This is a genomic window from Luteimonas sp. J29 (assembly GCF_000472505.1).
Taxonomy (GTDB): domain Bacteria; phylum Pseudomonadota; class Gammaproteobacteria; order Xanthomonadales; family Xanthomonadaceae; genus Luteimonas.
Map to the genome: position 1 here is coordinate 114,802 of NZ_AWZR01000001.1, position 21,633 is coordinate 136,434.

The 21,633-nt window shown below is 73.6% G+C and carries 17 protein-coding genes and 1 pseudogene; 9 read left to right on the top strand and 9 right to left on the bottom strand.

The window, feature by feature from the left end:
* Positions 1–60 precede the first annotated feature (60 nt).
* Positions 61–1,236, bottom strand: a complete 1,176-nt coding sequence (locus LUTJ29_RS0100485) for a cytochrome-c peroxidase (RefSeq protein ID WP_084524507.1) — start codon at positions 1,234–1,236, stop codon at positions 61–63.
* Positions 1,237–1,358: 122 nt separating this feature from the next.
* Between LUTJ29_RS0100485 and pyrE the strand changes: the two genes are divergently transcribed.
* Both pyrE and LUTJ29_RS0100495 read left to right on the top strand, forming a co-directional pair.
* A complete protein-coding gene (gene pyrE, locus LUTJ29_RS0100490; protein WP_027070819.1) occupies positions 1,359–2,018 on the top strand; it encodes an orotate phosphoribosyltransferase in 660 nt (219 codons plus the stop codon).
* Between the two features lie 25 nt (positions 2,019–2,043).
* Entirely contained in the window at positions 2,044–2,700 is a 657-nt protein-coding gene (locus LUTJ29_RS0100495) for a hypothetical protein (protein ID WP_051322551.1), read from the top strand.
* Between the two features lie 6 nt (positions 2,701–2,706).
* On the opposite strand, the gene LUTJ29_RS0100500 is transcribed toward LUTJ29_RS0100495, so the two are convergent.
* Positions 2,707–3,960, bottom strand: coding sequence for a TIGR03862 family flavoprotein (locus LUTJ29_RS0100500; protein ID WP_027070821.1), 1,254 nt, complete (start codon positions 3,958–3,960; stop codon positions 2,707–2,709).
* 134 nt (positions 3,961–4,094) lie between these two features.
* Here LUTJ29_RS0100500 and LUTJ29_RS0100505 point away from each other — a divergent pair, with 134 nt between their 5' ends.
* Positions 4,095–5,165, top strand: coding sequence for a Gfo/Idh/MocA family oxidoreductase (locus tag LUTJ29_RS0100505; protein ID WP_144774712.1), 1,071 nt, complete (start codon positions 4,095–4,097; stop codon positions 5,163–5,165).
* 929 nt (positions 5,166–6,094) lie between these two features.
* Here the strand turns inward: LUTJ29_RS0100505 and LUTJ29_RS0100510 are convergent.
* The 3 genes and pseudogenes from LUTJ29_RS0100510 to coaBC all read right to left on the bottom strand — a co-directional run bounded on the left by LUTJ29_RS0100510 (position 6,095) and on the right by coaBC (position 10,129).
* Entirely contained in the window at positions 6,095–8,431 is a 2,337-nt protein-coding gene (locus LUTJ29_RS0100510; protein ID WP_084524572.1) for a phosphomannomutase/phosphoglucomutase, read from the bottom strand.
* Positions 8,432–8,451: 20 nt separating this feature from the next.
* Positions 8,452–8,907 (bottom strand): dUTP diphosphatase, encoded by a 456-nt coding sequence (dut, locus tag LUTJ29_RS0100515; RefSeq protein WP_144774711.1) that lies wholly within the window; start codon positions 8,905–8,907, stop codon positions 8,452–8,454.
* 14 nt (positions 8,908–8,921) lie between these two features.
* A pseudogene (gene coaBC, locus LUTJ29_RS15595) lies at positions 8,922–10,129 on the bottom strand (bifunctional phosphopantothenoylcysteine decarboxylase/phosphopantothenate--cysteine ligase CoaBC).
* Between the two features lie 195 nt (positions 10,130–10,324).
* Between coaBC and radC the strand changes: the two are divergent.
* The 5 genes from radC to LUTJ29_RS0100545 all read left to right on the top strand — a co-directional run bounded on the left by radC (position 10,325) and on the right by LUTJ29_RS0100545 (position 15,023).
* Complete coding sequence (radC, locus tag LUTJ29_RS0100525) at positions 10,325–10,999, top strand: DNA repair protein RadC (protein ID WP_027070825.1); 675 nt, start codon at positions 10,325–10,327, stop codon at positions 10,997–10,999.
* Between the two features lie 108 nt (positions 11,000–11,107).
* On the top strand, positions 11,108–12,796 hold the full coding sequence (argS, locus tag LUTJ29_RS0100530) for an arginine--tRNA ligase (RefSeq protein WP_027070826.1): 1,689 nt from the start codon (positions 11,108–11,110) through the stop codon (positions 12,794–12,796).
* A gap of 12 nt (positions 12,797–12,808) precedes the next feature.
* Positions 12,809–13,531, top strand: coding sequence for an SPOR domain-containing protein (locus tag LUTJ29_RS0100535; RefSeq protein WP_027070827.1), 723 nt, complete (start codon positions 12,809–12,811; stop codon positions 13,529–13,531).
* A gap of 147 nt (positions 13,532–13,678) precedes the next feature.
* Positions 13,679–14,032 (top strand): hypothetical protein, encoded by a 354-nt coding sequence (locus tag LUTJ29_RS0100540; RefSeq protein ID WP_027070828.1) that lies wholly within the window; start codon positions 13,679–13,681, stop codon positions 14,030–14,032.
* 235 nt (positions 14,033–14,267) lie between these two features.
* Positions 14,268–15,023, top strand: a complete 756-nt coding sequence (locus LUTJ29_RS0100545; protein ID WP_027070829.1) for an SDR family NAD(P)-dependent oxidoreductase — start codon at positions 14,268–14,270, stop codon at positions 15,021–15,023.
* Between the two features lie 178 nt (positions 15,024–15,201).
* Here LUTJ29_RS0100545 and LUTJ29_RS15600 read toward each other — a convergent pair whose 3' ends face one another.
* From LUTJ29_RS15600 to LUTJ29_RS0100560, 3 genes are all read right to left on the bottom strand, one after another.
* Positions 15,202–16,152: an MBL fold metallo-hydrolase gene (locus LUTJ29_RS15600; protein WP_051322552.1), complete on the bottom strand. Its 951-nt coding sequence runs from the start codon at positions 16,150–16,152 to the stop codon at positions 15,202–15,204.
* 185 nt (positions 16,153–16,337) lie between these two features.
* Positions 16,338–18,227: an arginine decarboxylase gene (gene speA, locus LUTJ29_RS0100555; RefSeq protein ID WP_027070830.1), complete on the bottom strand. Its 1,890-nt coding sequence runs from the start codon at positions 18,225–18,227 to the stop codon at positions 16,338–16,340.
* Positions 18,228–18,293: 66 nt separating this feature from the next.
* Positions 18,294–20,084, bottom strand: coding sequence for a M48 family metallopeptidase (locus LUTJ29_RS0100560; RefSeq protein WP_186442033.1), 1,791 nt, complete (start codon positions 20,082–20,084; stop codon positions 18,294–18,296).
* Positions 20,085–20,302: 218 nt separating this feature from the next.
* Between LUTJ29_RS0100560 and speE the strand changes: the two genes are divergently transcribed.
* Entirely contained in the window at positions 20,303–21,154 is an 852-nt protein-coding gene (gene speE / locus LUTJ29_RS0100565; RefSeq protein WP_027070832.1) for a polyamine aminopropyltransferase, read from the top strand.
* Between the two features lie 55 nt (positions 21,155–21,209).
* On the opposite strand, the gene LUTJ29_RS0100570 is transcribed toward speE, so the two are convergent.
* Positions 21,210–21,548 carry a P-II family nitrogen regulator gene (locus LUTJ29_RS0100570; RefSeq protein WP_043740114.1) on the bottom strand — a complete coding sequence of 113 codons (339 nt, stop codon included), beginning with the start codon at positions 21,546–21,548 and terminating at the stop codon, positions 21,210–21,212.
* Positions 21,549–21,633 lie beyond the last annotated feature (85 nt).

Below are 21,633 nucleotides of genomic sequence, written 5' to 3' on the forward strand. Positions count from 1 at the left end.
TCCTCGCGCAACTGGGGGCCGGGGATTGTCGCATCCCCTGCGCCGCGGTGCGCCCGGAGGCTATTCCGGGCGCGGCGTGTCGGCGGTGCTCGGCGGCAGCACCGGGTACTCCACCCGGGGCTGGCGGCCGGTGAGCGTGCGCAGGAACGCGGCGATCGCCCTGGCCTCGTCGTCGTCGATCTCGCGGCCCAGCTGCGCGCTGCCCATGATCGCGACCGCCTGCTCCAGGTCCCAGACCTGGCCGCTGTGGAAGTAGGGCGCGGTCAGTTCGACGTTGCGCAGCGGCGCGGCGCGGAACACGTACTCGTCGCTGGCGGTGGCGGTGACCTCGAACCGGCCCTTGTCGCCGGGCGGCAGGATCTCGGCGCCGGGGCGCTCGATCACCCCGAACGGGAAGTAGGCCTGGCCGCCGAAGTTGCGGCCGTTGTGGCAGGACGCGCAGCCGCTGGAGACGAACAGTTCCAGGCCACGGCGCTCGGTGGCGTCGAGCGCGTCGTCCTCGCCCAGCACCCAGCGGTCGAAGCGCGAGCCGGGGGTGACCAGGGTGGCCTCGAAGGCCTCCAGGGCCAGCGCCATGTTGTCGAAGTTGACCGGCTCGGCCTCGCCCGGGAAGGCGCGGCCGAAGCGTTCGACGTACTCGGGGATGCTGCGCAGCGTGCGTTCCACCAGTTCGGGCGTGCTGTTCATCTCCACGCTGGCCTGCACCGGGCCCTTGGCCTGTTCGGCCAGGTCGGCGGCGCGCCCGTCCCAGAACTGGGCGCCGTTGAACACCGCGTTGAGCACGGTCGGCGAGTTGCGCGGTCCGCGCTGCCAGCCGTGGCCGATCGAGGTGGGGACGTTGTCGGCGCCGCCGGTGCCGACGCTGTGGCAGGTGTTGCAGGTGATCAGGTGGCTGCGCGACAGGCGCGGGTCGAAGAAGAGCATGTGCCCGAGCTCGACCTGCTCGGCCGAGAGCGGCTTGCCGCGCAGTTCCTCGACGCGTTCGGGAATGGTGCCGAACAGGGCCGCCGCGGTGGCGCGCAGGGTGTCGCCGTCGGCGGCGGCCGTGGCCGGGTCGGATGCGGTAGCCGCGGGCGCGGCGCCGGCCACGCCGTCGGCCGCCGGGCCCGCCGCCTCCGCCTGCGGCGCGGTGGCCGCGGCCGCGGCCGCGTCGCGGTCGCCCTCGGCCTGCCGGCAGCCCACCGCGACCAGCAGCGTCGCGGCGATCGCCAATGCCAGCCTGGTGCGCTTGCCCATGGTCGATCCTCCGTCGTGTCCTGTCGCCGCCACCATAGGCCCGGCCGGCGCCGGGCGCCTTGATCGCGGTCAATGGCCGGCGGTTGCTACCATGGCCGTTCCGCGGCTTCCTGCTCCACGCCATGCCCGACCATCGCACCCGGTTCCTGCGCCTGGCGCTGCAGGCCAATGCCTTGGGTTTCGGCGAGTTCACCCTCAAGTCCGGCCGCATCAGCCCGTATTTCTTCAACGCCGGCCGCTTCGATTCGGGCGCGGCGCTGGCCGCCCTGGCCGGCTGCTACGCCGACGCGCTGGACGACGCGGGCATCGACTTCGACCTGCTGTTCGGCCCGGCCTACAAGGGCATCCCGCTGGCGACTGCGCTGGCCTGCGAGTACGCGCGGCGCGGACGCGACCTGCCGCTGGCCTTCAACCGCAAGGAGGCCAAGGACCATGGCGAGGGCGGCCGCCTGGTCGGCGCCCCGCTCGGCGGGCGCCGGGTGCTGGTGGTGGACGACGTGATCACCGCCGGCACCGCGATCCGCGAGGCACTGGCCATCATCCGTGGCGCAGGCGGTACCCCCGCCGGGATCGTGGTCGCGCTCGACCGGCAGGAGGTCGCGGGCGAGGGCAGGCGCGAGTCGGCCACCCAGGCGATCGCGGCCGAGGCCGGGATCCCGGTGGTGGCGGTGGCCACCCTGGGGGATCTTCTTGCGTTTGCCGACCAGAGTGCCGAGCTTGCGGACGAACGTCCGCGCCTGCAGGCGTACCGGGCGCAATATGGCGTCGGCGACATCCACTGATTCGGACCGCGGGGGGCGGAATTCGATGAAGAAGAGCATCTGGCTGGCCGTGGTGCTGGGCGTGCTGGCGACCGGGGTGGAGGCGCAGAACCGCCGGCAGCCGGCCAAGCCCGCGGCGGAGAAGCGGCTGTACTGCTGGGACGAGGGCGGGCAGCGGGTGTGCGGCGACGCCCTGCCGGCGCACGCCGTCGACGCGGCGCGCACCGAGCTGAGCGCGCGCAGCGGACGGCCGCTGGCGCAGGTGGACGAGGCGATGACGCCCGAGGAGCGCGCGGCGGCCGAGGAGGCGGCGCGCCAGGCCGAGGTCGCAGCCGCGGCCGAGGCCGCGCGCCAGCGCCGCGAGCGCGCGATGGCCGAGTCCTACGAGACCGAGGAGGAACTGCGCAAGGCCTTCGACGACCGCATCGTGCTGGTGGACGAGGCGCTCAAGACCTCGCGCATGGGCGTGGCCAACCTGCGCCAGAGCCTGGTGTCGCTGCTGCGCCAGGCCAACGACCTGGAGCTGCGCGGAGAGCCGGTGCGCAAGCGCCTGCTCGACAGCATCCAGTCCCAGCACCGCGACCTGCTTCGGCAGCAGGCGATCATGCGCCAGCAGCTCGAGGAGCGAGCGTCGCTCGACGCCGAGCTCGAGCACGCCGTCGAGCGCTACCACGCGCTCCGCGGCGGCCGCGACCGGCGCTGAGCAGGCTCAGCGCGGGGTCGGCGCGCCGCGCAGCCAGCCGATCGCGCCTTCGGCCGCGACCAGGCCGGTGGCGAAGCAGGCGGTGAGCAGGTAGCCCCCGGTCGGCGCTTCCCAGTCGAGCATTTCCCCGGCGGCGAACACGCCCGGCCGGGCGCGCAGCATCAGACGCTCGTCGAGCGCTTCCAGGTGGATGCCGCCGGCGGTGCTGATCGCCTCGGCTACCGGTCGTGAGCGCAGCAGGCGCAGCGGCAGGCGCTTGAGCGTGGCGGCGACCCGGCCCGGGTCCTGCAGGTCCTCGGGCGACAGCGCCTCGCGCAGCAGGCCCGCCTTCGCGCCGTGAATGCCGGTCGTCCGGCGCAGGTGCTCGGACAGGCTGCGGCCGCCGCGCGGGCGGGCCAGGCGGGCAGCCAGTGCCTCCGGCGCCGTTCCGGGCGCGAGGTCCAGGGCGATGTCGGCATGGCCGCTGCATTCGACAAGTTCGCGCAACGTCGCCGAAACGGCATAGATCAGGCTGCCTTCCAGCCCATACTCGCTGATGACGCACTCGCCTTGCAGGGACCGCGGGTTTCCGACCGGATCGGTCCAATGCAGGACCACCGGCTTGAGCGGCGCGCCGGCGTGGCGCTGGGCGAAGTGGGGGGTCCAGTCGACCTCGAAGCCGCAGTTGGCCGGGCGCAGCGGCGCGACCTCCACGCCCTGCGCGGCGAGCAGGGGCGCCCACGCGCCGTCGCTGCCCAGCTGCGGCCAGCTCGCGCCGCCCAGGGCCAGGACCGTGGCGGCCGGGCGGATCCGGCGCGGGCCCTCCGGGGTGTCGAAGCAGGCCGCACCGTCGGCGTCCCAGCCGGTCCAGCGGTGGTGGACGTGGATCGCCACGCCCTGCGCGCGCAGACGCCGGACCCAGCCCCGCAACAGCGGGGCGGCCTTGCGGTCGAGCGGGAACACCCGTCCCGAACTGCCGACGAAGGTGTCCACCCCCAGCCCGCGGGCCCAGTCCCGCAGCGCGTCGGCGTCGAACCGCTCCAGCCAGCGTCCGACGTCGGCGGCGCGCTCGCGGTAGCGGCTGGCGAACAGCGGGCGCGGATCGGAATGGGTGAGGTTGAGTCCGCCCTTGCCCGCGATCAGGAACTTGCGGCCGACCGAGCCCTTCGCCTCGTACAGGTCCACCGCCAGGCCCGCCGCGCGCAGGCGCTCGGCCGCGATCAGGCCCGCGGGGCCGCCGCCGACCACCGCGACGCGGGAGGAAGGGTCGGCGTCGAGCATATGGGCATTATCGCCGCCGGCGCGTGCCGCCTGCAGTGGGAGCGCTACCATGCGGGCACGACACGCAGAGGAGGAAAGCGATGGGCGCAGACAAGGGCACACCCGGCTGGACGCGGCGCCAGACGCTGCAGTCGATGGCCCTGGCGGGCGCGGCGGCCGCCTGGAGCCCGCGCACGCTCGCCAGCGATCGCCGGATCGGGGTGGCGCTGGTGGGTCTGGGCCACTACAGCCGCGACCTGCTGGCGCCGGCGCTTGAGCTGACCAGGCACTGCCGGCTCGCCGGTCTGGTCACGGGGTCTCCGGAGAAGCTGCCCGAGTGGCAGGGCCGGTACGGGATCCCGGACCGCAACGTCTATTCCTACGACGACTTCCACCGCATCGCCGACAACCCGGAGATCGACGTCGTCTACATCGTCACGCCCAACCACCTGCACAAGCCGCTGGCGCTGGCCGCGGCGGCCGCGGGCAAGCACGTCTGGTGCGAGAAGCCGATGGCGATGGACGCCGCCGAGGGCGAGGCGATGGTCAGGGCTTGCCGCGACAACCGGGTGCAGCTTGCGGTCGGCTACCGGATGCAGCACGAACCCAACACGCGCCGGTTCATGGCGATGGCGAAGGAGCGTCCCTACGGCCGCATCGTCAAGCTGCGCGCGGACGCGGGCTGGTTCGGCTGGCGGGAGGGCGCCGATGGCGCCTGGCGCCTGGATCCGGCGCGCGGCGGCGGGGCGATGTACGACATGGGCGTGTACTGCATCAACGCGGCGCGCTATTGCACGGGCATGGAGCCGCTGGCGGTCCAGGCCTGGGACGAGACCGCGCGCCGCGAGGTGTTCAAGGGCGTGGACGAGACGATCCGCTTCCGGCTCGAGTTCCCCGAGGACATCGTGGCCGAATGCGTGACCAGCTTCGGCCGCAACCTCAATACGCTGCAGGTCGACTGCGAGCGCGGCTGGTACATGCTGAGTCCGTTCCAGGGCTACGAGGGCAACCAGGGCCGCGCCAGCGACGGCACGGTGTTCGCGCCGCAGCTCGGCGCGCGCCCGCGGATGCAGGCCGAGCAGATGGACCAGGATGCGCTGGCGATCCTCGAGAACCGGGCGCCGCGCGTTCCCGGCGAGGAGGGCGTGGCCGACTTGCGCGTGGTCGATGCCGCGTTCGCGTCCGCGAAGGCGGGCGGCGAGCGGGTGGACATCGCGAGGGGTTGAATCCGGACATCCGCGGGCACGCAGGCCGGGTGGATCGAACGCGCGGCGCGGACGGGCCCCGTCAGGGCGGTGCGCCTTGGGGTCGTCGCGGAAGGCGCGGTGCGCTCGTTGGTGCGTGCCGGTGGTGGGGCCGCGCCCTGGCCGGGCAGTTCATTCCGCGAATGTCCCCCGGCCTCCGCCTGGAGGCGGATGCCTCCTCCTCGAGTTCGCTCCAGGAACCGCCCGGCCAGGACGCAGGGTCGGCTCCGGGGGCATTGGCGGCGGCGCTTCGGCGTCGTCGGGGAAGGACCGATGCACTCGTTGGTGCGTGGTGGCGGTGNGGCCGCGNCCGGGCCGGGCNGTTCNTTCCGCGAATGTCCCCCGGCCTCCGCCTGCNGGCGGANGCCTCCTCCTCNAGTTCGCTCCAGGAACCGCCCGGCCAGGACGCAGGGTCGGCTCCGGGGGCATTGGCGGCGGCGCTTCGGCGTCGTCGGGGAAGGACCGATGCACTCGTCGGTGCGTGGCGGCGGTGGGGCCGCGCCCTGGCCGGGCAGTTCCTTCCGCGAATGTCCCCCGGCCTCCGCCTGCTGGCGGAGGCCTCCTCCTCAAGTTCGCTCCAGGAACCGCCCGGCCCGGTCGCGGCCCGGTTCCGGACGGTGGCGCGGTGGGTGTGCCGGGAGAAGCGCCGTGTGCGGATGCTCCCGCCGTGTCGCGCATTCGACAGCGCGCTTGGGAAAGCGCCGCGGTGCCGGAGAGGACGGACGCGGGGAGCCCCGGGGATGAAATCAAGGAGGAGGCGACGGCCGATAGCCGGCGCCGGGGGACATTCGTCCCCGAGGTTCCCCGTGGCCGGCCCCGCGAGCCCCTGTCCGCCTCCCCGGCGCACGAAAAAGAAGACCCGGCTGCATGTGCCGCAGCCGGGTCGGATGCAGGACGCCAGGGCGGGATCGCTAGAACGGCAGCTTCAGCTCCGGATCCACCGCCAGGATCTGCTCGCGGAAGTCGCGCAGGATGCGGCCGAGCGCGTCCTCGTTGTCGGCGTCGAAGCGCAGCACCAGCACCGGCGTGGTGTTGGAGGCGCGGACGAGGCCCCAGCCGTCGTTCCAGTCCACGCGCAGGCCGTCGATGGTCGACAGCCTCGCGCCTTCGAACCTCGCCTGTTCCTGGAACCGCGCCACGAACGCGTGAGGGTTGCCGTCGGCCACCTCGACCTTGATCTCCGGGGTCGACACGCCGCCGGGCAGCGCCTTGAGCGCGGCGCTGGGATCGTCCGGCTCCAGCGCGAGGATCTCCAGCAGGCGCGCGGCCGCGTAGATGCCGTCGTCGAAACCGTACCAGCGCTCGGCGAAGAAGAAATGGCCGCTCATCTCGCCGGCAAGCTCGGCCTCGGTCTCGCGCATCTTGGCCTTGATCAGCGAATGCCCGGTCTTCCACATCAGCGGGCTGCCGCCGTGGCGCAGGATGTGCCCGGGCAGGCGCCCGGTGCACTTGACGTCGTACACGATCACCGCGCCCGGGTTGCGGTCGAGCACGTCGGCCGCGAACAGCATCAGCAGCCGGTCGGGGTAGATGTTCTCGCCGTCCTTCGTCACCACGCCGAGGCGGTCGCCGTCGCCGTCGAAGGCGATGCCGAGGTCGGCGTCGAAGCGCTGGACGGTGCTGACCAGGTCCTCGAGGTTGTGCGGTTCGCTCGGGTCGGGATGGTGGTTGGGGAAGGTGCCGTCGATCTCGCAGTACAGCGGGATCACCTCGGCGCCGATCGCCTCGAGCACCCGCGGACCGATCTCGCCGGCCACGCCGTTGCCCGCGTCCACCACCACCTTGAGCGGCCGCGCCAGCTGGATGTCGCCGGCGATGCGCTCGACGTAGGCGTCGCCGATGTCGCGCTGGACCGCGTCGCCCGGCTCCGGCGCCGTGTGCAGGCGTCCGTCGGCGATGCGCGCGTACAGGTCGGTGATCGCGTCGCCCGACAGGGTTTCGCCGCCGACCACGATCTTGAAGCCGTTGTAGTCGGGCGGGTTGTGGCTGCCGGTCACCGAGATGCAGCAGCCGGTGCGCAGGTGGAAGGCGCCGAAGTAGGTGACCGGCGTCGGCGCCAGGCCGATGTCGATCACGTTGCGCCCGGCCAGGCGCAGGCCGCGGACCAGGCCCGCGACCAGGTCGGGGCCGGAGAGCCGGCCGTCGCGGCCGACCACGATGTCGCGCAGGTCCTTGTCCGCCATCAGCGAACCGACCGAATGCCCGATCAGTTCGGCGATTCCGGCGTCCAGCGACTGGCCGACGATGCCGCGGATGTCGTAGGCGCGGAAGATGCCGCGGTCGATGTCGACCGCGGGCGGCGGGGGCGGCGTGTCCTCGGTGACCACCACCGGGGGCGGCGCAGCCGCTTCATCGGCCGCGGGCTCCTCGGACAGGGCTTCGACCAGGGTGCGCTCCGGCGGCTGCTCGGCCGGCGGCGGCCCCTCGAGCGCCCGGCTCACCCGGGCCGGCAGGCGCCACAGCAGGTAGGCCAGCACCAGCAGCACCACCACCACCGCGAACAGCGGGATGCCCTCGAGCCCGAACGGCGTCCCACCCGTGCGCGGCAGCGAAGCGGCCACCCGCAGGTCGGTGCCGGGGACCGGCGCGGCCATCCGCTCGGCCGCCTCGGCCTGGGCCGGATCGCCCTTCTCCTGCAGGGTGAAGCCGCCCTGGCGCACCGCCACGTAGGTGGCCGGATCCACGTCGGTCGCGTCGAGCGCGGCGGTCACGCGCGTGATCGGCAGGCGCGCGAAGGCGACCGCCACGGTCGCCTCGTCCAGCTGCACGGGAGCGGCCAGGCCCACGCGCGGCCCGCCGCCGGCGCGGATCACCGAGACCACCGGTTCGCCGCGCATCAGCGCCGCTTCCATCACCGACACGGGGCCGAACCCGCCATCGGGCAGCGCGGCGTACGTGCGGTCGAGGGCGGGCGGATGGAACTCCACCACTTCGGCCTCGTCCCAGCCGGCGGCCGCGGCGGCGGCCGCGGCCTCGAGGTCGCCTTCGCGCAGCGCCGCCACCACCGGGGCGGCGGCGATCCGCTCGCGCAGCGCCTGGACGTCATTGCGCACCGTGCCGGAGATCAGGCCCACCACCGTGTCGCGGGCGAGGCTGACGCTGGTGCGGCGCGAGTCCTCCTGCAGCGCGCGCCAGCCGCTCCACGCCAGCCAGGCCGCGAGCAGGGCCAGGATCGCCGCCAGCACGGGCAGCCACGGCCGCAGTTGCGCATAGACGCGCGCCTTGTTCGGTTCGCTCTTGGTCGTCATGCTCATCCTGTTGCCTGGTGTCAGCGCACGCCGGTGTGGCCGAAGCCGCCTTCCCCGCGCGCGCTCTCGTCGAAAGTATCCACGACCTGCAGCTGGGCGCGTACCACCGGCAGCAGCACCAGCTGCGCGATGCGGTCGCCCGGTTCGATGGTGAATGGTTCGCGGCCGCGGTTCCACACGCTGATCAGCAGCGGGCCCTGGTAGTCCGCGTCGATCAGCCCGGTGCCGTTGCCCAGCACGATGCCGTGCTTGTGGCCCAGGCCCGAGCGCGGCAGGATCACCGCGCACAGCCCCGGGTCGCCGATGTGGATGGCCATGCCCGAGGGCACCAGCGCGGCGTCGCCCGGCGCCAGGGTCAGCGGTGCGTCGAGCGCGGCGCGCAGGTCCATGCCCGCGCTGCCGTCGGTGGCATGCGCGGGCAGCGGCCATTCGCGCCCGAGCCTGGGGTCGAGCAGGCGCACCTGCAGGTCGACCATGGCGGTCGCGGACCTCATGCGGGCAGCCGCCTGGCGACCAGGTCCACCAGCGCCGCGGCGACCTCGTGCTTGGACGCCGGCCCGAGCCGGCACTCGCCGCTGTCCCAGTACACGTGCAGGGTGTTGTCGTCGCGTTCGAAGCCGCCTTCGGCCGCGCCGACCAGGTTGGCGGCGATCAGGTCCAGGCGCTTGGACGCCAGCTTGCCGCGCGCATAGCGCTCGACGTCGTGGGTCTCCGCGGCGAAGCCCACCACCAGCGCCGGGCGCTGGCGGTGCGCGGCGACCTCGGCCAGCACGTCGGTGGTGCGCACCAGCTCCAGCACCAGGGTCTCGCTGCCGGCGGTCTTCTTGATCTTGTGCGCCGAGACCTGGCGCGGGGTGAAGTCGGCCACGGCCGCGGCGCCGATGTACACGTCGGCCGGCAGCGCGCCGACCACCGCCGCGTGCATCTGCGCCGCCGAACGCACGTCGATGCGGCGCACGCCGTCGGGCGTGTCCAGGTGCACCGGACCGGCCACCAGCACCACCTCGGCGCCGCGCGCGCGCGCGGCGGCGGCGATCGCGAATCCCATCTTGCCGCTGCTGCGGTTGCCCAGGAACCGGACCGGGTCGATGTCCTCGTAGGTCGGGCCGGCGCTCACCAGCACCCGCCTGCCGGACAGGGGCGCGCTCACATGGCCTCCAGCGCGGCCACGATCGCCGCCGGCTCGCTGAGGCGGCCGGGTCCCGACTCGCCCTCGGCGAGCGGGCCCTCGTCCGGGCCGATGACGGTCGCGCCGCGTTCGCGCAACAGGGCGACGTTGGCCTGGGTGGCCGGGTGCAGCCACATGCGGTGGTTCATGGCCGGGCAGAGGGTGATGGGGGCGGTGGTGGCCAGGCACAGGGTGCTGACCAGGTCGTCGGCCAGGCCGTGGGCGAGCCTGGCGATAGTGTTGGCGGTGGCGGGGGCGACGACCACGCGGTCGGCCCAGCGCGCCAGTTCGATGTGGCCCATCGCGGCCTCGGCGGCGTCGTCCCACAGGCTGGTGCGCACCGGCAGGCCGGACAGCGCCTGGAAGGTCTGCGCGCCGACGAAGCGCTGTGCGTTCCCGGTCATCGCCACCTGGACCTGCGCGCCGGCGTCGCGCAACCGGCGCACCAGCTCGGCTGCCTTGTACGCGGCGATGCCGCCGCACACGCACAGCAGCAGGCGTTGTCCTCGCAGGCCGCGTCCGGCTGCCATCGTCAGCGAAGTCCTACCCCGGATCCGGCCGACAGCTTACCCGATGGCGGGCGTCCGGCCGGCTGCGCAGGCGGCGCGCGATCGGTTGCAATCGCTCCACGCTGGCGGCCCGGCCGGCCGCGCCCCGCGCTCACATCCCCAGCCCGCGGACGCCGCGGCCGGCCGCCAGCGCCTCAGGGACGAGGACCTCCACCGATGCGCATCCGCGACTGGCCGGGCCATGAGCGCCCGCGCGAAAAGCTGCTCGCCCGCGGCCCCGGCGTGCTGTCCGACGCCGAGCTGCTGGCGATCTTCCTCGGCTCGGGCCTGCGCGGCCAGGACGCGGTCGCCACCGCCCGCCAGCTGCTCGAACGCCACGGACCCCTGCGGCGCCTGCTCGAACTCGAACCGGCGGCGATGGCGCGCCTGCCCGGGCTCGGCCCGGCGCGCGCCTGCTGCCTGGCGGCGGCGCTGGAGCTGGGCAACCGCTGGCTGGCCGCGGGGCTCGAACGCGGCCAGGCGCTGACCGACCCGGGCTCGGCCGGACGCTATTTCGCCCGGCGCCTGCGCCCGCAGCCGGTCGAGGTGTTCGCGGCCCTGTTCCTGGACACGCGCCACCGCGCGCTGGCGTTCGAGGAACTGTTCCGCGGCACCATCGACGGCGCCGAGGTGCACCCGCGCGAAGTGGTGCGGCGCGCGCTGGCCCACAACGCCGCGGCGGTGATCGTCGGCCACAACCATCCGAGCGGGAATCCCGAGCCCAGCGCCGCCGACCGCGCGGTCACCGCCCAGCTCAAGCAGTCGCTGGCGCTGGTGGACGTGCGCCTGCTCGACCATTTCGTGATCGGCGACGGCGTGCCGGTGTCGCTGGCGGCGCGCGGTTGGGTGTGAGGGCCCTTGCGCAGCGCTCGCGGCCTGCGTGAACGCCACGCGCGGCCGGCGGACGCGGCGGCGCGCCAAGCGGGTAAAATGGGCGGCCTGACCTGAGCGCAGACCCCCGTGAAATCCCAGCTCCGCGGCCTGATCGAACAGGCCATCGCCGCCCTGCGCGACGCAGGCGCCCTGCCCGCCGACCTCGCCACGCCCGACTTCGTCGTCGAGCGTCCGAAGGACCGCGCGCATGGCGACTTCTCCACCAATGCCGCGATGCTGCTGGCCCGGCCGGCGAAGTCGAACCCGCGCGCGCTGGCCCAGGCGCTGGTCGACGCGCTGCCGCGGGGCGACGACATCGCCGCGGTGGAGATCGCCGGCCCCGGCTTCCTGAACTTCCGCCTCTCGCCCGGCGCATGGGGCCGGCAACTGGCGCAGGTGCACGCCCAGGGCGCGGCCTACGGCCGCAACGACAGCGGTGGCGGCCGCACCGCGGGCGTCGAGTACGTGTCGGCCAACCCCACCGGCCCGCTGCACGTGGGCCACGGCCGCGCCGGCGCAATCGGCGACTGCATCGCGCGCGTGCTCGAGGCCAACGGCTGGGACGTGCGCCGCGAGTTCTACTACAACGACGCCGGCGTGCAGATCAACAACCTGGCGCTGTCCACCCAGGCCCGCGCCAGGGGCTACAGGCCCGGCGACCCGCAGTGGCCGGCCGACGCCTACAACGGCGACTACATCGCCGACGTCGCCGCCGCCTACCTGCGCGGCGAGAGCGTGGAGGTCGACGGCCACGTCGTCACCGGCAAGGACGACGCGGACGACCTCGAGGCGATCCGTCAGTTCGCCGTCGCCTACCTGCGCCGCGAGCAGAACGCGGACCTGGCCGCGTTCGGCGTGACCTTCGACGTCTACTTCCTCGAGTCCTCGCTGTACACCGACGGCAAGGTCGAGGAGACCGTGCGCCAGCTGGTCGCCAACGGCCACACCTACGAGGAAGGCGGCGCGCTGTGGTTGCGGACCACGGCGTTCGGCGACGACAAGGACCGCGTGATGCGCAAGTCCGACGGCACCTACACGTACTTCGTGCCGGACGTGGCCTACCACCTGTCGAAGTGGGAGCGCGGCTACGAGCGCGCGATCACCGAACTCGGCGCCGACCACCACGGGTCGCTGGCGCGGGTGAAGGCGGGCCTGCAGGCGCTGGGCAGGGGCATCCCGGAGAACTACCCCGAATACGTGCTGCACCAGATGGTCACGGTGATGCGCGGCGGCGAGGAAGTGAAGCTGTCCAAGCGCGCCGGCAGCTACGTCACCCTGCGCGACCTGGTCGACGAGGTCGGCCGCGACGCGACCCGCTGGTTCCTGGTCGCGCGCCGGCCCGACTCGCAGCTGGTGTTCGACATCGACCTGGCCCGCAGCCAGTCGCTCGACAACCCGGTGTACTACGTGCAGCTCTCGCACGCGCGCATCTGCGGCCTGATGCGGCAGCTGGAGGAGCGCGGGCTGGACTTCGACCTGGACCAGGGCCTCGCCCAGTCGCCGGACCTGTCCGACGCGTCGCTGCGCGACCTGCTCATCGACCTGTCGCGCTGGCCGGAAGTGGTGGCCGCCGCGGGCGAGCAGCTCGAACCGCACCTGGTCGCGGCCTACCTGCTGGAGCTGGCGCAGGGGTTCCAGTCCTACTACAACGACCACCAGTTCCTGGTGGACGAGGCACCGGTGCGCAACGCCCGGCTGGCGCTGGCGCTGGCGGTGCGGCAGGTGCTCGCCAACGGCCTGCAGCTGCTTGGCGTGAGCGCCCCCGAACGGATGTGAGACAGTAGAGCGATGGCGGCGAAACGCGGCAAGTCACAGGCAAGGCGCAACGGCAGCAACGGGCTGCCGGGCTGGGCGTGGATGATCCTCGGCATCGTGATCGCGCTGGCCGCGGTCATGTTCGCGCCCCGGTTCCTCAAGTCCGATCGCGCCGACGGCTTCTTCCGCCCGCAGCCCAACCCTTCGGCGCAGCCGGCGGTGAGCGCGATCGACGAGGCCGAGCCGCCGCCCGTCGCCCGCCCGGCCGATGCCACGGTGCGCCCGGGGGCCGAGCCCGCGCCGGCCGGTCCCGAGTACGACTTCTACACCGTCCTGCCCGAGCAGGAAGTGGCGCTGACCGACGCCGAACTCGCCGCCAGCGCGCGCGAGGAGGCCGAGCGCCAGCGCCGCACCCTGGCCGCGCAGCAGCAGCGCGAACGCGACGCGGCCGAGGCCGCCGCGCCGGCGCCGCCCACCGCCGCCGCTACCACGACCACCGCCTCGGCCGCCCCGGCCGCCGACGGCGCGCGCTACCTGCTGCAGGCCGGCTCGTTCAGCTCCCATGGCGACGCCGAGGCGCTCAAGGCGCGTATCGCGTTGCTGGGCCTGAGCGCGCGGGTCGAGGAAGGCACCGCCAACGGCAAGACCGTGTACCGCGTGCGCATGGGGCCCTACGCCACCGCCACCGAACTGGCCGAGGCCAAGCAGAAGCTCGGCAACGGCGGGCTGCCGGCGCTGGCGATCCGCGCCAACTGAGGCCGTCCGCGCCTGCCCGTCGCCGCGCGTGCGACGGGCGCATGGCAGGCGCGCGGCACCCCGCATCGACCGGACCGGCGCGCCGCCGCGCGTCGCAGGCTGCGCGATGCCCGGGCGGGAGACTGGCGGGACTGGAGGAGCCCCGCCATGGCCATCGAAGCCGCCCTGATCAAGCCCGTCGTCGACGCCCTGCTCGCGCTGTTCCGCGAGAGCAGCGACCTCAAGCTCAAGCGCAGCGCCGAGCGCGCGTTGCGCGAGGCGATCCGCGAGCTGCTCAAGGCCAATCCCGACGAGAACCGCGCCCAGGCGCGGATCGCCATCGCCAAGGCGGCCGGGCTGCTGTCGGAGGACGTGGTGCTGGCCGAGGGCATGCTGGAGAAGCACCGCGCGACCAAGGCCGCAACGCGCGGCAAGTCGGCGACGGGGCGGCGCCGGGCGCGGCAGGAGAAGTTGGCGAAGCCGGCCGGCAAGGAGGCAGGGGACGGGCAGGCGCGGGGCTGAGGCGGCGGTGGCTGGCCTAGCGTTGATCGCGGGCGTGCCCCCACCCCGGCCCTCCCCCGCAAGCGGGGGAGGGGGCTTGCAGGTCCAGTCCCGGCGTGTCCAGCGACCCACGCTCCCCCCGCAGGCGGGGATGGGCTTGCAGAAGCGTCCTCCCTCCCCCGCTTGCGGGGGAGGGCCGGGGTGGGGGTGAGCGCCCGCAATACACTTGTCGTCCCCGCCGCGTCGGAGTCCATCCATGGCCCGCACCATCCTCATCACCGGCGCCACCGCCGGGTTCGGCGCCGCCGCCGTCCGGCGCTTCCTCGCCGACGGCTGGCAGGTGGTCGCCACCGGCCGCCGCGCCGGCCGCCTGCAGGCGCTGCGCGACGAGCTCGGTGGCGACCGCCTGCACGTGGCCGCGTTCGACATCCGCGAGGCCGAAGCGATGCAGGCCGCGCTCGATGCGATCCCGGCGCCGTTTCGCGGCATCGACGTGCTGGTCAACAACGCCGGGCTCGCGCTCGGCACCGCGCCGGCGCAGCGCGCCAGCCTCGCGCAGTGGCGGCAGATGATCGACACCAACATCACCGCCCTGGCCACGCTCACCCATCGCCTGCTGCCGGTGCTGATCGAGCGCCGCGGCGCGATCATCAACATCAGTTCGATCGCCGGCAGCTACCCGTATCCGGGCGGCAACGTGTACGGCGGCACCAAGGCCTTCGTCACCCAGTTCTCGCTCGGGCTGCGCTCGGACCTGCACGGCACCGGCGTGCGCGTGACCTCGATCGAACCGGGCATGGCCGAGACCGAGTTCACCCTGGTGCGCACCGGGGGCGACCGCGCCGCGTCCGATGCGCTCTACGCCGGCGCCAACCCGATCACCGCCGAGGACATCGCCGGCGTGATCCACTACGTCGCCACGCTGCCGCCGCACCTCAACGTCAACCGGTTCGAGATCATGCCGGTCTCGCAATCCTTCGCCGGCTTCCAGGTCCACCGCGAACCGCAATAGCCGGCCTGCGCCGCCGACGCGGGAGCGGCTTCAGCCGCGACCGGCGAATCCGGATGCAACGTCCTTCCGATCCGTCACGGCTGCGAACGGCGTGATGGAGCCGCTCCAGCGCGGCCGAGCCAGGCGAAGCCGGCTCCCGCGTGCCAGGAGCGCGCGCCGCCGGGGCGGCGGGACCGCGCTACTGCGCCGGAACCCAGGCGAAGCTGCCGTCCTCGCGGCGCTCGATCCGCCCCACGCCCGGGAACGGGAAGTGCGGCGAGGCGATCGCCAGCCCCTCGTCCGCGGCGCGGGCCAGCAGCGCCTCGCGGCTGGCCTCGGCCACCGGCGCGTCGCCGTCGAACCGGATCGTCCAGCGCGGACGCCGGACCGAGATCACGTGGTGGTGGGCGGCGTCGCCGATGTAGAGCAGGCGCGCGTCGCCGTCCTTGACCAGGTAGGCGCTGTGGCCCGGCGTATGACCGTCCACCGCCACCGCGTCCACGCCCGGCACCACGTCCCCGGCGCCCGGCGCGAAGGTGTCCACTTGCGACGCGATCGCCTGCACCAGCGCGGCCTGGCCTGCGTCGGCCTGCATCGCGGCCCATTCGGGTTCGGACAGGCGCACCGTGGCATTGGGGAAGGCCGGCTGGCCGTTGCCGTCGACCAGTCCGCCGACGTGGTCGCCGTGCGCGTGGCTGATGAACACGTCCGTGACCTGCGCCGGTTCCACGCCCGCCGCGCGCAGCGACTGCGGAAAGCGTCCGCCGTCGGCGAAGCTGGCCGCGCCGGCCCCGGTATCGAACAGCATTACGCGCTCGCCGGCGGTCACCAGCAGGCCCTGGATGGACAGCTGCAGCGGATCGGTGGCCAACCCTTCGGCCTGCAGCAGCGCGTCGACGTCGGCCCTGGGCTGGCCGACCGCGAGGATGGTGCCGTCGTTGGGCAGGGTGATGTCGCCGTCGCGGACCATCGCCGCCTCGAAGGCGCCGATCGCAAAGCGGTGCACGTCGGGCGAACTGTCCGGCACGGCTTCGGCCGCGGGCGCTTCGGCCTGCGCGGCGGGTGCCGGCGGCTGTTGCGAGCACGCGGCGCAGGCGAGGGCGATGGCGCTGGCCAGGGCCAGCAGGCGATGGCGGGAGGCGATGGTCATGCAAGGTTCCCCGGCGTCCAGGAGGTCGGCGCGAGGATAGCAAGGCGCCGCGGCGTGGTTCGACGCCCGCAACGCCGGGACGGGGCGCGCGTGCATGGCGCGTCGCAGGCTGGACGCGCGCAGGCCCGGCGCCGGTGCCGGGAAGCGGCGACGGCGCCCGGGCCAGGGCGTCGCCGCAGCGCCGCCTACTCGAGCGGCGACTCCTCGAGGTAGGTGTAGCCGGTCAGCCCGCGCTCGAGCGCCTCGTTCAGGCGCGCCGCCTCGCTCTTGGCCAGGTCCACCGCGCCGACCCGCGCGCGGTAGATGCGGCGCAGGTCGTCGAGCCTGTAGCCGACGTAATCGAGCATCACGTCGGTGGTGTCGCCCTTGCGCTGCTGGGTGATCGCGTAGCCGTCGCCGTCGAGGCGGACCTCGACCGCGTCGGTGTCGCCGAACAGGTTGTGGATGTCGCCCAGGATCTCCTGGTAGGCGCCGACCAGGAAGAACGCCAGCCGGTAGCTCTCGCCCTTGCGCAGCGGGTGCAGCGGCAGCGAGGCATCCAGGCCCTCGTTCTCGACGTAGATGTCGATCTTGCCGTCGGAGTCGCAGGTCAGGTCGGCGATCACGCCGCGCCGCGCCGGCTGCTCGTCGAGGCGGTCGATCGGCGCGATCGGGAACACCTGGTCGATCGCCCACACGTCGGGCAGCGATTCGAACACGCTGAAGTTGACGAAGTACTTGTCGACCAGCCGCTCGTCGAGCTCGTCGATCGCCGTGCGGTGGCTCTTCTCGTCCCAGCTCAGGCGCGCGCGCACGCCGTGGGCGATGGCGTAGAACAGGTCGTCGATGCGGGCGCGGTGGACGAGGTCGATCTGGCCCAGGGCGTAGGCCGCCAGCCCCTCGGCGTGGAAATGCAGCGCCTCCTGGTACAGCTCCACCGGCGGGCGCTTGCCGAGGTCGGCGTGGATCTCGCGCAGGTAGCGGATCGCGCTCGGCTCGTCGTCGTGCTGGTCGGGCACCCGGCCTTCCGGCGCCGGCTCGACCTCGACCACGTTGGTCACCAGCACCGCGTGGTGCGCGGTCATCGCGCGGCCGCACTCGGTGACGATGCGCGGCGGCGCCAGGCCGTGTTCGGCGCAGGCGTCGGCCAGCGGCTGGACGATGGTCGAGGCGTACTGCTGCAGGCCGTAGTTGATCGAGCAGAAGCTGCGCGAGCGGGTGCCCTCGTAGTCCACGCCGAGCCCGCCGCCGACGTCGACGTGGGTGATGGTCGCGCCCAGGCGCGAGAGCTCGACGAAGTAGCGCGTGGCTTCGCGCATGCCGTTGGCGATGTCGCGCACGTTGGAGATCTGCGAGCCCATGTGGAAGTGCAGCAGGCCCAGCCAGTGCGCGTTGCCGCCGTCGCGCAGGGTCTTCCACAGGTCCAGCACCTGGCGCGGCGAGAGCCCGAACTTGGCCTTGTCGCCGCCGCTGTTCTGCCACTTGCCCGCGCCGAGCGAGGCCAGGCGCATGCGCACGCCGATGCGCGGCTCGACCCCGAGCGCGGCCGCCTCCTCCAGGATCAGCGGCAGCTCGGAGGGCTTCTCCACCACCAGGAACACGTCGAGGCCGATCTTGCGCCCGATCAGCGCCAGGCGGATGTACTCGCGGTCCTTGTAGCCGTTGCACACGATCAGGCCACCCGGGCGCGAGAGCGCGAGCACCGCCATCAGCTCGGGCTTGCTGCCGGCCTCCAGGCCGAAGCTCTCGCCGTGGTGCGAGGCCAGCGTGCCGGCCACGGCGGCGTGCTGGTTGACCTTGATCGGATAGACCGCGGTATAGCCGCCGGGGTAGTCCCAATCGGCCTGGGCCTGGGCGAAGGCGGCCTGCAGCCGGCGCAGGCGGTCGCCCAGGATGTCGGGGAAGCGCACCAGCAGCGGCAGCTTGGCGCCGCGCGCCAGCGCCTTGTCCACGATCTCCGGCAGCGGGATCGCCACGCCCGCCTCGCCCAGCGGCCGCACCACCATCCGGCCGTCGTCGCCGGCGTCGTAGTAGCCCTCCGACCAGTGCGGAATGGAGTAGGTCTTGCGGGCGTGGTCGATCGACCAGGCGGTCATCGGCGGTCACCGGGCGGGGGGCGGGAGGCCATTCTAGGGCCTGCCCGCCACGGCCGGGGTTGCAGTTCAGCGCGTGCCCTTGCGGTAGACCGGTTCGCCGCACAGCCGGCGCACCTGGCGCGCGAGCCGGGCCTGGTGGGTGCCGGTAGACAGCTCCAGGGTCGCGCCGGGCAGGGCCAGCGACTGCTCCAGCTGCGCCAGTCCGGCGGCTTCGCTCACCACCGATCCGCGCCAGTCGAGCAGCACGAGGTAATGCGGCGGCGTCCCGGACAGCGCCGGGGTGCGGCGTACGATCCATGCGCGGGCCACCCGCGGTTCGCAGGCCAGGCGCGCGCCCAGGCGGCGCAGGGCGTCGGCATCGAGGTCGTGCGGCTGCAGCGCGTCCGCCGGGGCCGCACCGTCTTCCGGGGCGGCCGGCGCGGGACCGGCCAGCGCCGCGAACGTGGCGCACAGGGCCTGGATCCGGGCGATGGCCTCCGGCGCCAGGCCCGGACCGAGCGCCAGCGCCTGCAGTGCGTCCAGCGCGGCCCGGGCGGCGCGCGGATCGAGCTCCACCGCCCGCTGCAGCCTGACGGCGCCGGCCGCGGGGTCGTCCCCGCGCAGCTGGAGCAGGCCGGCGCGCAGCAGCGACGGGACGTGGTCCGGGCTGGCGGCGAGCGCGCGCTCGTAGGCCGGCAGCGGGTCGATATCGATCCGCACCTGCTCGGAGAGCCGCGCGAGTTCGGCCAGCTCGGCCGCGGTCGGCGCCGCCAGCGCTTCGAGCGCGGCGAGCCTGCGGCGGTCGGCGGCGGCGGCCTCGTACCCCGCCTGCCACTGCGCGCGCACGGCGTCGCGCCAGGCATCGTCGAAGCGGCGTTCCAGTCGCGCCTCCAGGTCGCCGAGCATGGCCGCCGCCGGCTCCGCCGCGGCCCGCGCTCGCGGCCGGGCGTCCAGCGCCTGGAGACGCTGGAGCAGGGTGGGATGGGTGTCGGAAGGATCCGCCGCAGGCTGCGGTGCATCCGCGGCCGCCAGCCGCGCGACATCGTCGAGGCCGCCAGAGGTGGCCGCCTGCAGCAGCGGCGCCTGCAGCTGCGCCGGGGGATGGGACTGGATGCGCGCACGCGCCCACAGCCGCGGCCAGAAACGCGCCTCCAGGCGACGCGAGGCCAGCTCGATCGTCGCCAGCGCGTCGGCCGCGGCCTGGGCGCCCACCGCGCGCGCGGACGCGGCGTCGGCCGCGTACTCGTGCGCCCGGGCGAGGGCGCGGCTGGCGAGGTCGAAGCGCGGTGCCAGCCAGCCGTAGAAGCGCGACAGCAGCCAGGCGAACCCGAACCCGTGCGCGCCCAGCCCGTCGCGCAGCCGGTACCAGGTGCCGCGCGAGAGGTGGACCCAGGCGGCGAAGCGGCCGTCGTCGGCGGTGAAATGCCCGAACTCGTGCGCGATCACCGCCGCCAGCCGTTCCCGGTCGAGGATCCGCAGCAGCGGCAGGCCCAGCACCAGCACGTGCCGGTGGCCGAGCAACCCGAGCGCGCGCGGGAGGCTGGCGGCCCTGGCGTTCAAGTCGCCGTCGATGACGATGCCCTCGAGCGGCGGCGCGCCCATGGCCCGGCGCAGGCGCTCGACCTCGGCCTGCAGCGCCGGCGCCTCGCCGGGCGCCAGCCGGTGGCCCTCGGGCGGCTCGAACCGCACCCACAGGGTGCGCACCACCACGGCCGCGACCGCGGCCGGCAGGACCAGCACGTAGGCGTGTTCCGGCCCCAGCGCGCCGCCGCCGAGCAGGTGCGCGGCAACCAGCACGAACGGTGCCAGCACGAGCACCAGCACGCCGACCACCACGCCGTGGCCGAGCAGGGCGAGCGCCAGAAGGCGCAGGCGCACGTCCGTGGGCGGCCGCGCCGCCGCGCGCGGGCCGCGCCCATCTTCGTGCTGTCCGCCGCCTTCGGCCATGGCGCCCCCGTCCGTGTCCGGGCCATCGTAGTGGATCGGCCACGGAACCGTGCGTGCGCGCTGGCTACAATGGCGCCCCGCGACGCGCCCGCCGCGGGGCCGTGCGCATGGCGCAGGGCACGCACCACTCCATCCCCAGGACCGCCCCCATGACCGCCAGCGACTGGCTCCACGAGCAGTTCGAGCCCACCGGCTCGTCGATCGGCTTCCGCGTCACCCGCAAGCTCGACGAGGTGCAATCGCCGTTCCAGAAGATCGAGGTCTGGGAGTCGACCGACTGGGGCAACGTGATGCTCATCGACGGCGCGATGATGGTGACCACGCGCGACAACTTCCTCTACCACGAGATGATGGCGCACCCGGCGCTGTTCACCCATCCGGACCCGAAGCGGGTGGTGATCATCGGCGGCGGCGACTGCGGCACGCTGCGCGAGGTCCTGCGCCATCCGGGCGTGGAGAAGGCGGTGCAGTGCGACATCGACGAGCAGGTCACGCGCATGGCCGAGAAGTACTTCCCGGAGCTGTGCGAGTCGAACGGCGACCCGCGCGCGGAAGTCCTGTTCGACGATGGCATCGCGTACATGCGCAACGCCGAACCGGCGAGCCTGGACGTGGTGATCGTCGACTCCACCGACCCGGTCGGGCCGGCCGAGGGCCTGTTCAACCAGGCGTTCTTCGAAAGCTGCCACCGCGCGCTGAAGGACGACGGCATCCTGGTCCAGCAGTCCGAGTCGCCGCTGGCGCTGCTGGACCTGATGCGCGAGATGCGCGCGGAGATGGCCAAGGCCGGCTTCGACAGTTTCCAGACCCTGCCGTTCCCGCAGCCGTGCTACCCCACCGGCTGGTGGAGCTGCACCATGGCGCGCAAGGGCGGGCGCGGCTTCGGCTTCCGCGAGGCCGATGCGCGGGCCAAGCCGTTCGCCACGAAATACTACAGCGCCGAGGTGCACCTGGGCGCGCAGGCGCTGCCGCCGTTCGTGGCGCAGGCGCTGGACGGCTGAGCCGCAGGGCGGTCGCGGCCGGGCATACCGGCCGCGACCGCCGGGGATTGGCGCGCTACAGCGCGTCCGCGTCGAGTTCGCCGGTGCGGATGCGCACCACGCGCAGCAGGTCGTACACGAACACCTTGCCGTCGCCGATCTTGCCGGTGCCGGCGGCCTTGACGATCGCCTCGGTGACCTGCTCGACCTGGTCGTCGGTGACCGCAATCTCGAGCTTCACCTTGGGCAGGAAGTCGACCACGTACTCGGCGCCGCGGTAGAGCTCGGTGTGGCCCTTCTGGCGACCGAAGCCCTTGACCTCGGTGACCGTGATGCCGGTGACGCCGACCTCGCCCAGCGCCTCGCGCACGTCGTCGAGTTTGAACGGCTTGATGATCGCCATCACCATCTTCATCTGCAGGCTCCACGGGGTGGGGTCGGGGTCGCGGTCGCGGCGCGGCGTTAGCATACCGCCGTCGGCGGTCGGGATTTTCCTACAG

Coding starts and splice junctions, on each gene's coding strand:
- LUTJ29_RS0100505 (WP_144774712.1), top strand. CDS start 4,095: ATGGCCCTGGCGGGCGCGGCGGCCGCCTGGAGCCCGCGCACGCTCGCC.
- LUTJ29_RS0100540 (WP_027070828.1), top strand. CDS start 13,679: ATGGCCATCGAAGCCGCCCTGATCAAGCCCGTCGTCGACGCCCTGCTC.
- LUTJ29_RS0100485 (WP_084524507.1), bottom strand. CDS start 1,236: ATGGGCAAGCGCACCAGGCTGGCATTGGCGATCGCCGCGACGCTGCTG.
- LUTJ29_RS0100510 (WP_084524572.1), bottom strand. CDS start 8,431: ATGACGACCAAGAGCGAACCGAACAAGGCGCGCGTCTATGCGCAACTG.
- LUTJ29_RS0100500 (WP_027070821.1), bottom strand. CDS start 3,960: ATGCTCGACGCCGACCCTTCCTCCCGCGTCGCGGTGGTCGGCGGCGGC.
- speA (WP_027070830.1), bottom strand. CDS start 18,227: ATGACCGCCTGGTCGATCGACCACGCCCGCAAGACCTACTCCATTCCG.
- LUTJ29_RS15600 (WP_051322552.1), bottom strand. CDS start 16,152: ATGACCATCGCCTCCCGCCATCGCCTGCTGGCCCTGGCCAGCGCCATC.
- pyrE (WP_027070819.1), top strand. CDS start 1,359: ATGCCCGACCATCGCACCCGGTTCCTGCGCCTGGCGCTGCAGGCCAAT.
- radC (WP_027070825.1), top strand. CDS start 10,325: ATGCGCATCCGCGACTGGCCGGGCCATGAGCGCCCGCGCGAAAAGCTG.
- LUTJ29_RS0100545 (WP_027070829.1), top strand. CDS start 14,268: ATGGCCCGCACCATCCTCATCACCGGCGCCACCGCCGGGTTCGGCGCC.
- LUTJ29_RS0100495 (WP_051322551.1), top strand. CDS start 2,044: ATGAAGAAGAGCATCTGGCTGGCCGTGGTGCTGGGCGTGCTGGCGACC.
- LUTJ29_RS0100570 (WP_043740114.1), bottom strand. CDS start 21,548: ATGAAGATGGTGATGGCGATCATCAAGCCGTTCAAACTCGACGACGTG.
- speE (WP_027070832.1), top strand. CDS start 20,303: ATGACCGCCAGCGACTGGCTCCACGAGCAGTTCGAGCCCACCGGCTCG.
- LUTJ29_RS0100535 (WP_027070827.1), top strand. CDS start 12,809: ATGGCGGCGAAACGCGGCAAGTCACAGGCAAGGCGCAACGGCAGCAAC.
- dut (WP_144774711.1), bottom strand. CDS start 8,907: ATGGTCGACCTGCAGGTGCGCCTGCTCGACCCCAGGCTCGGGCGCGAA.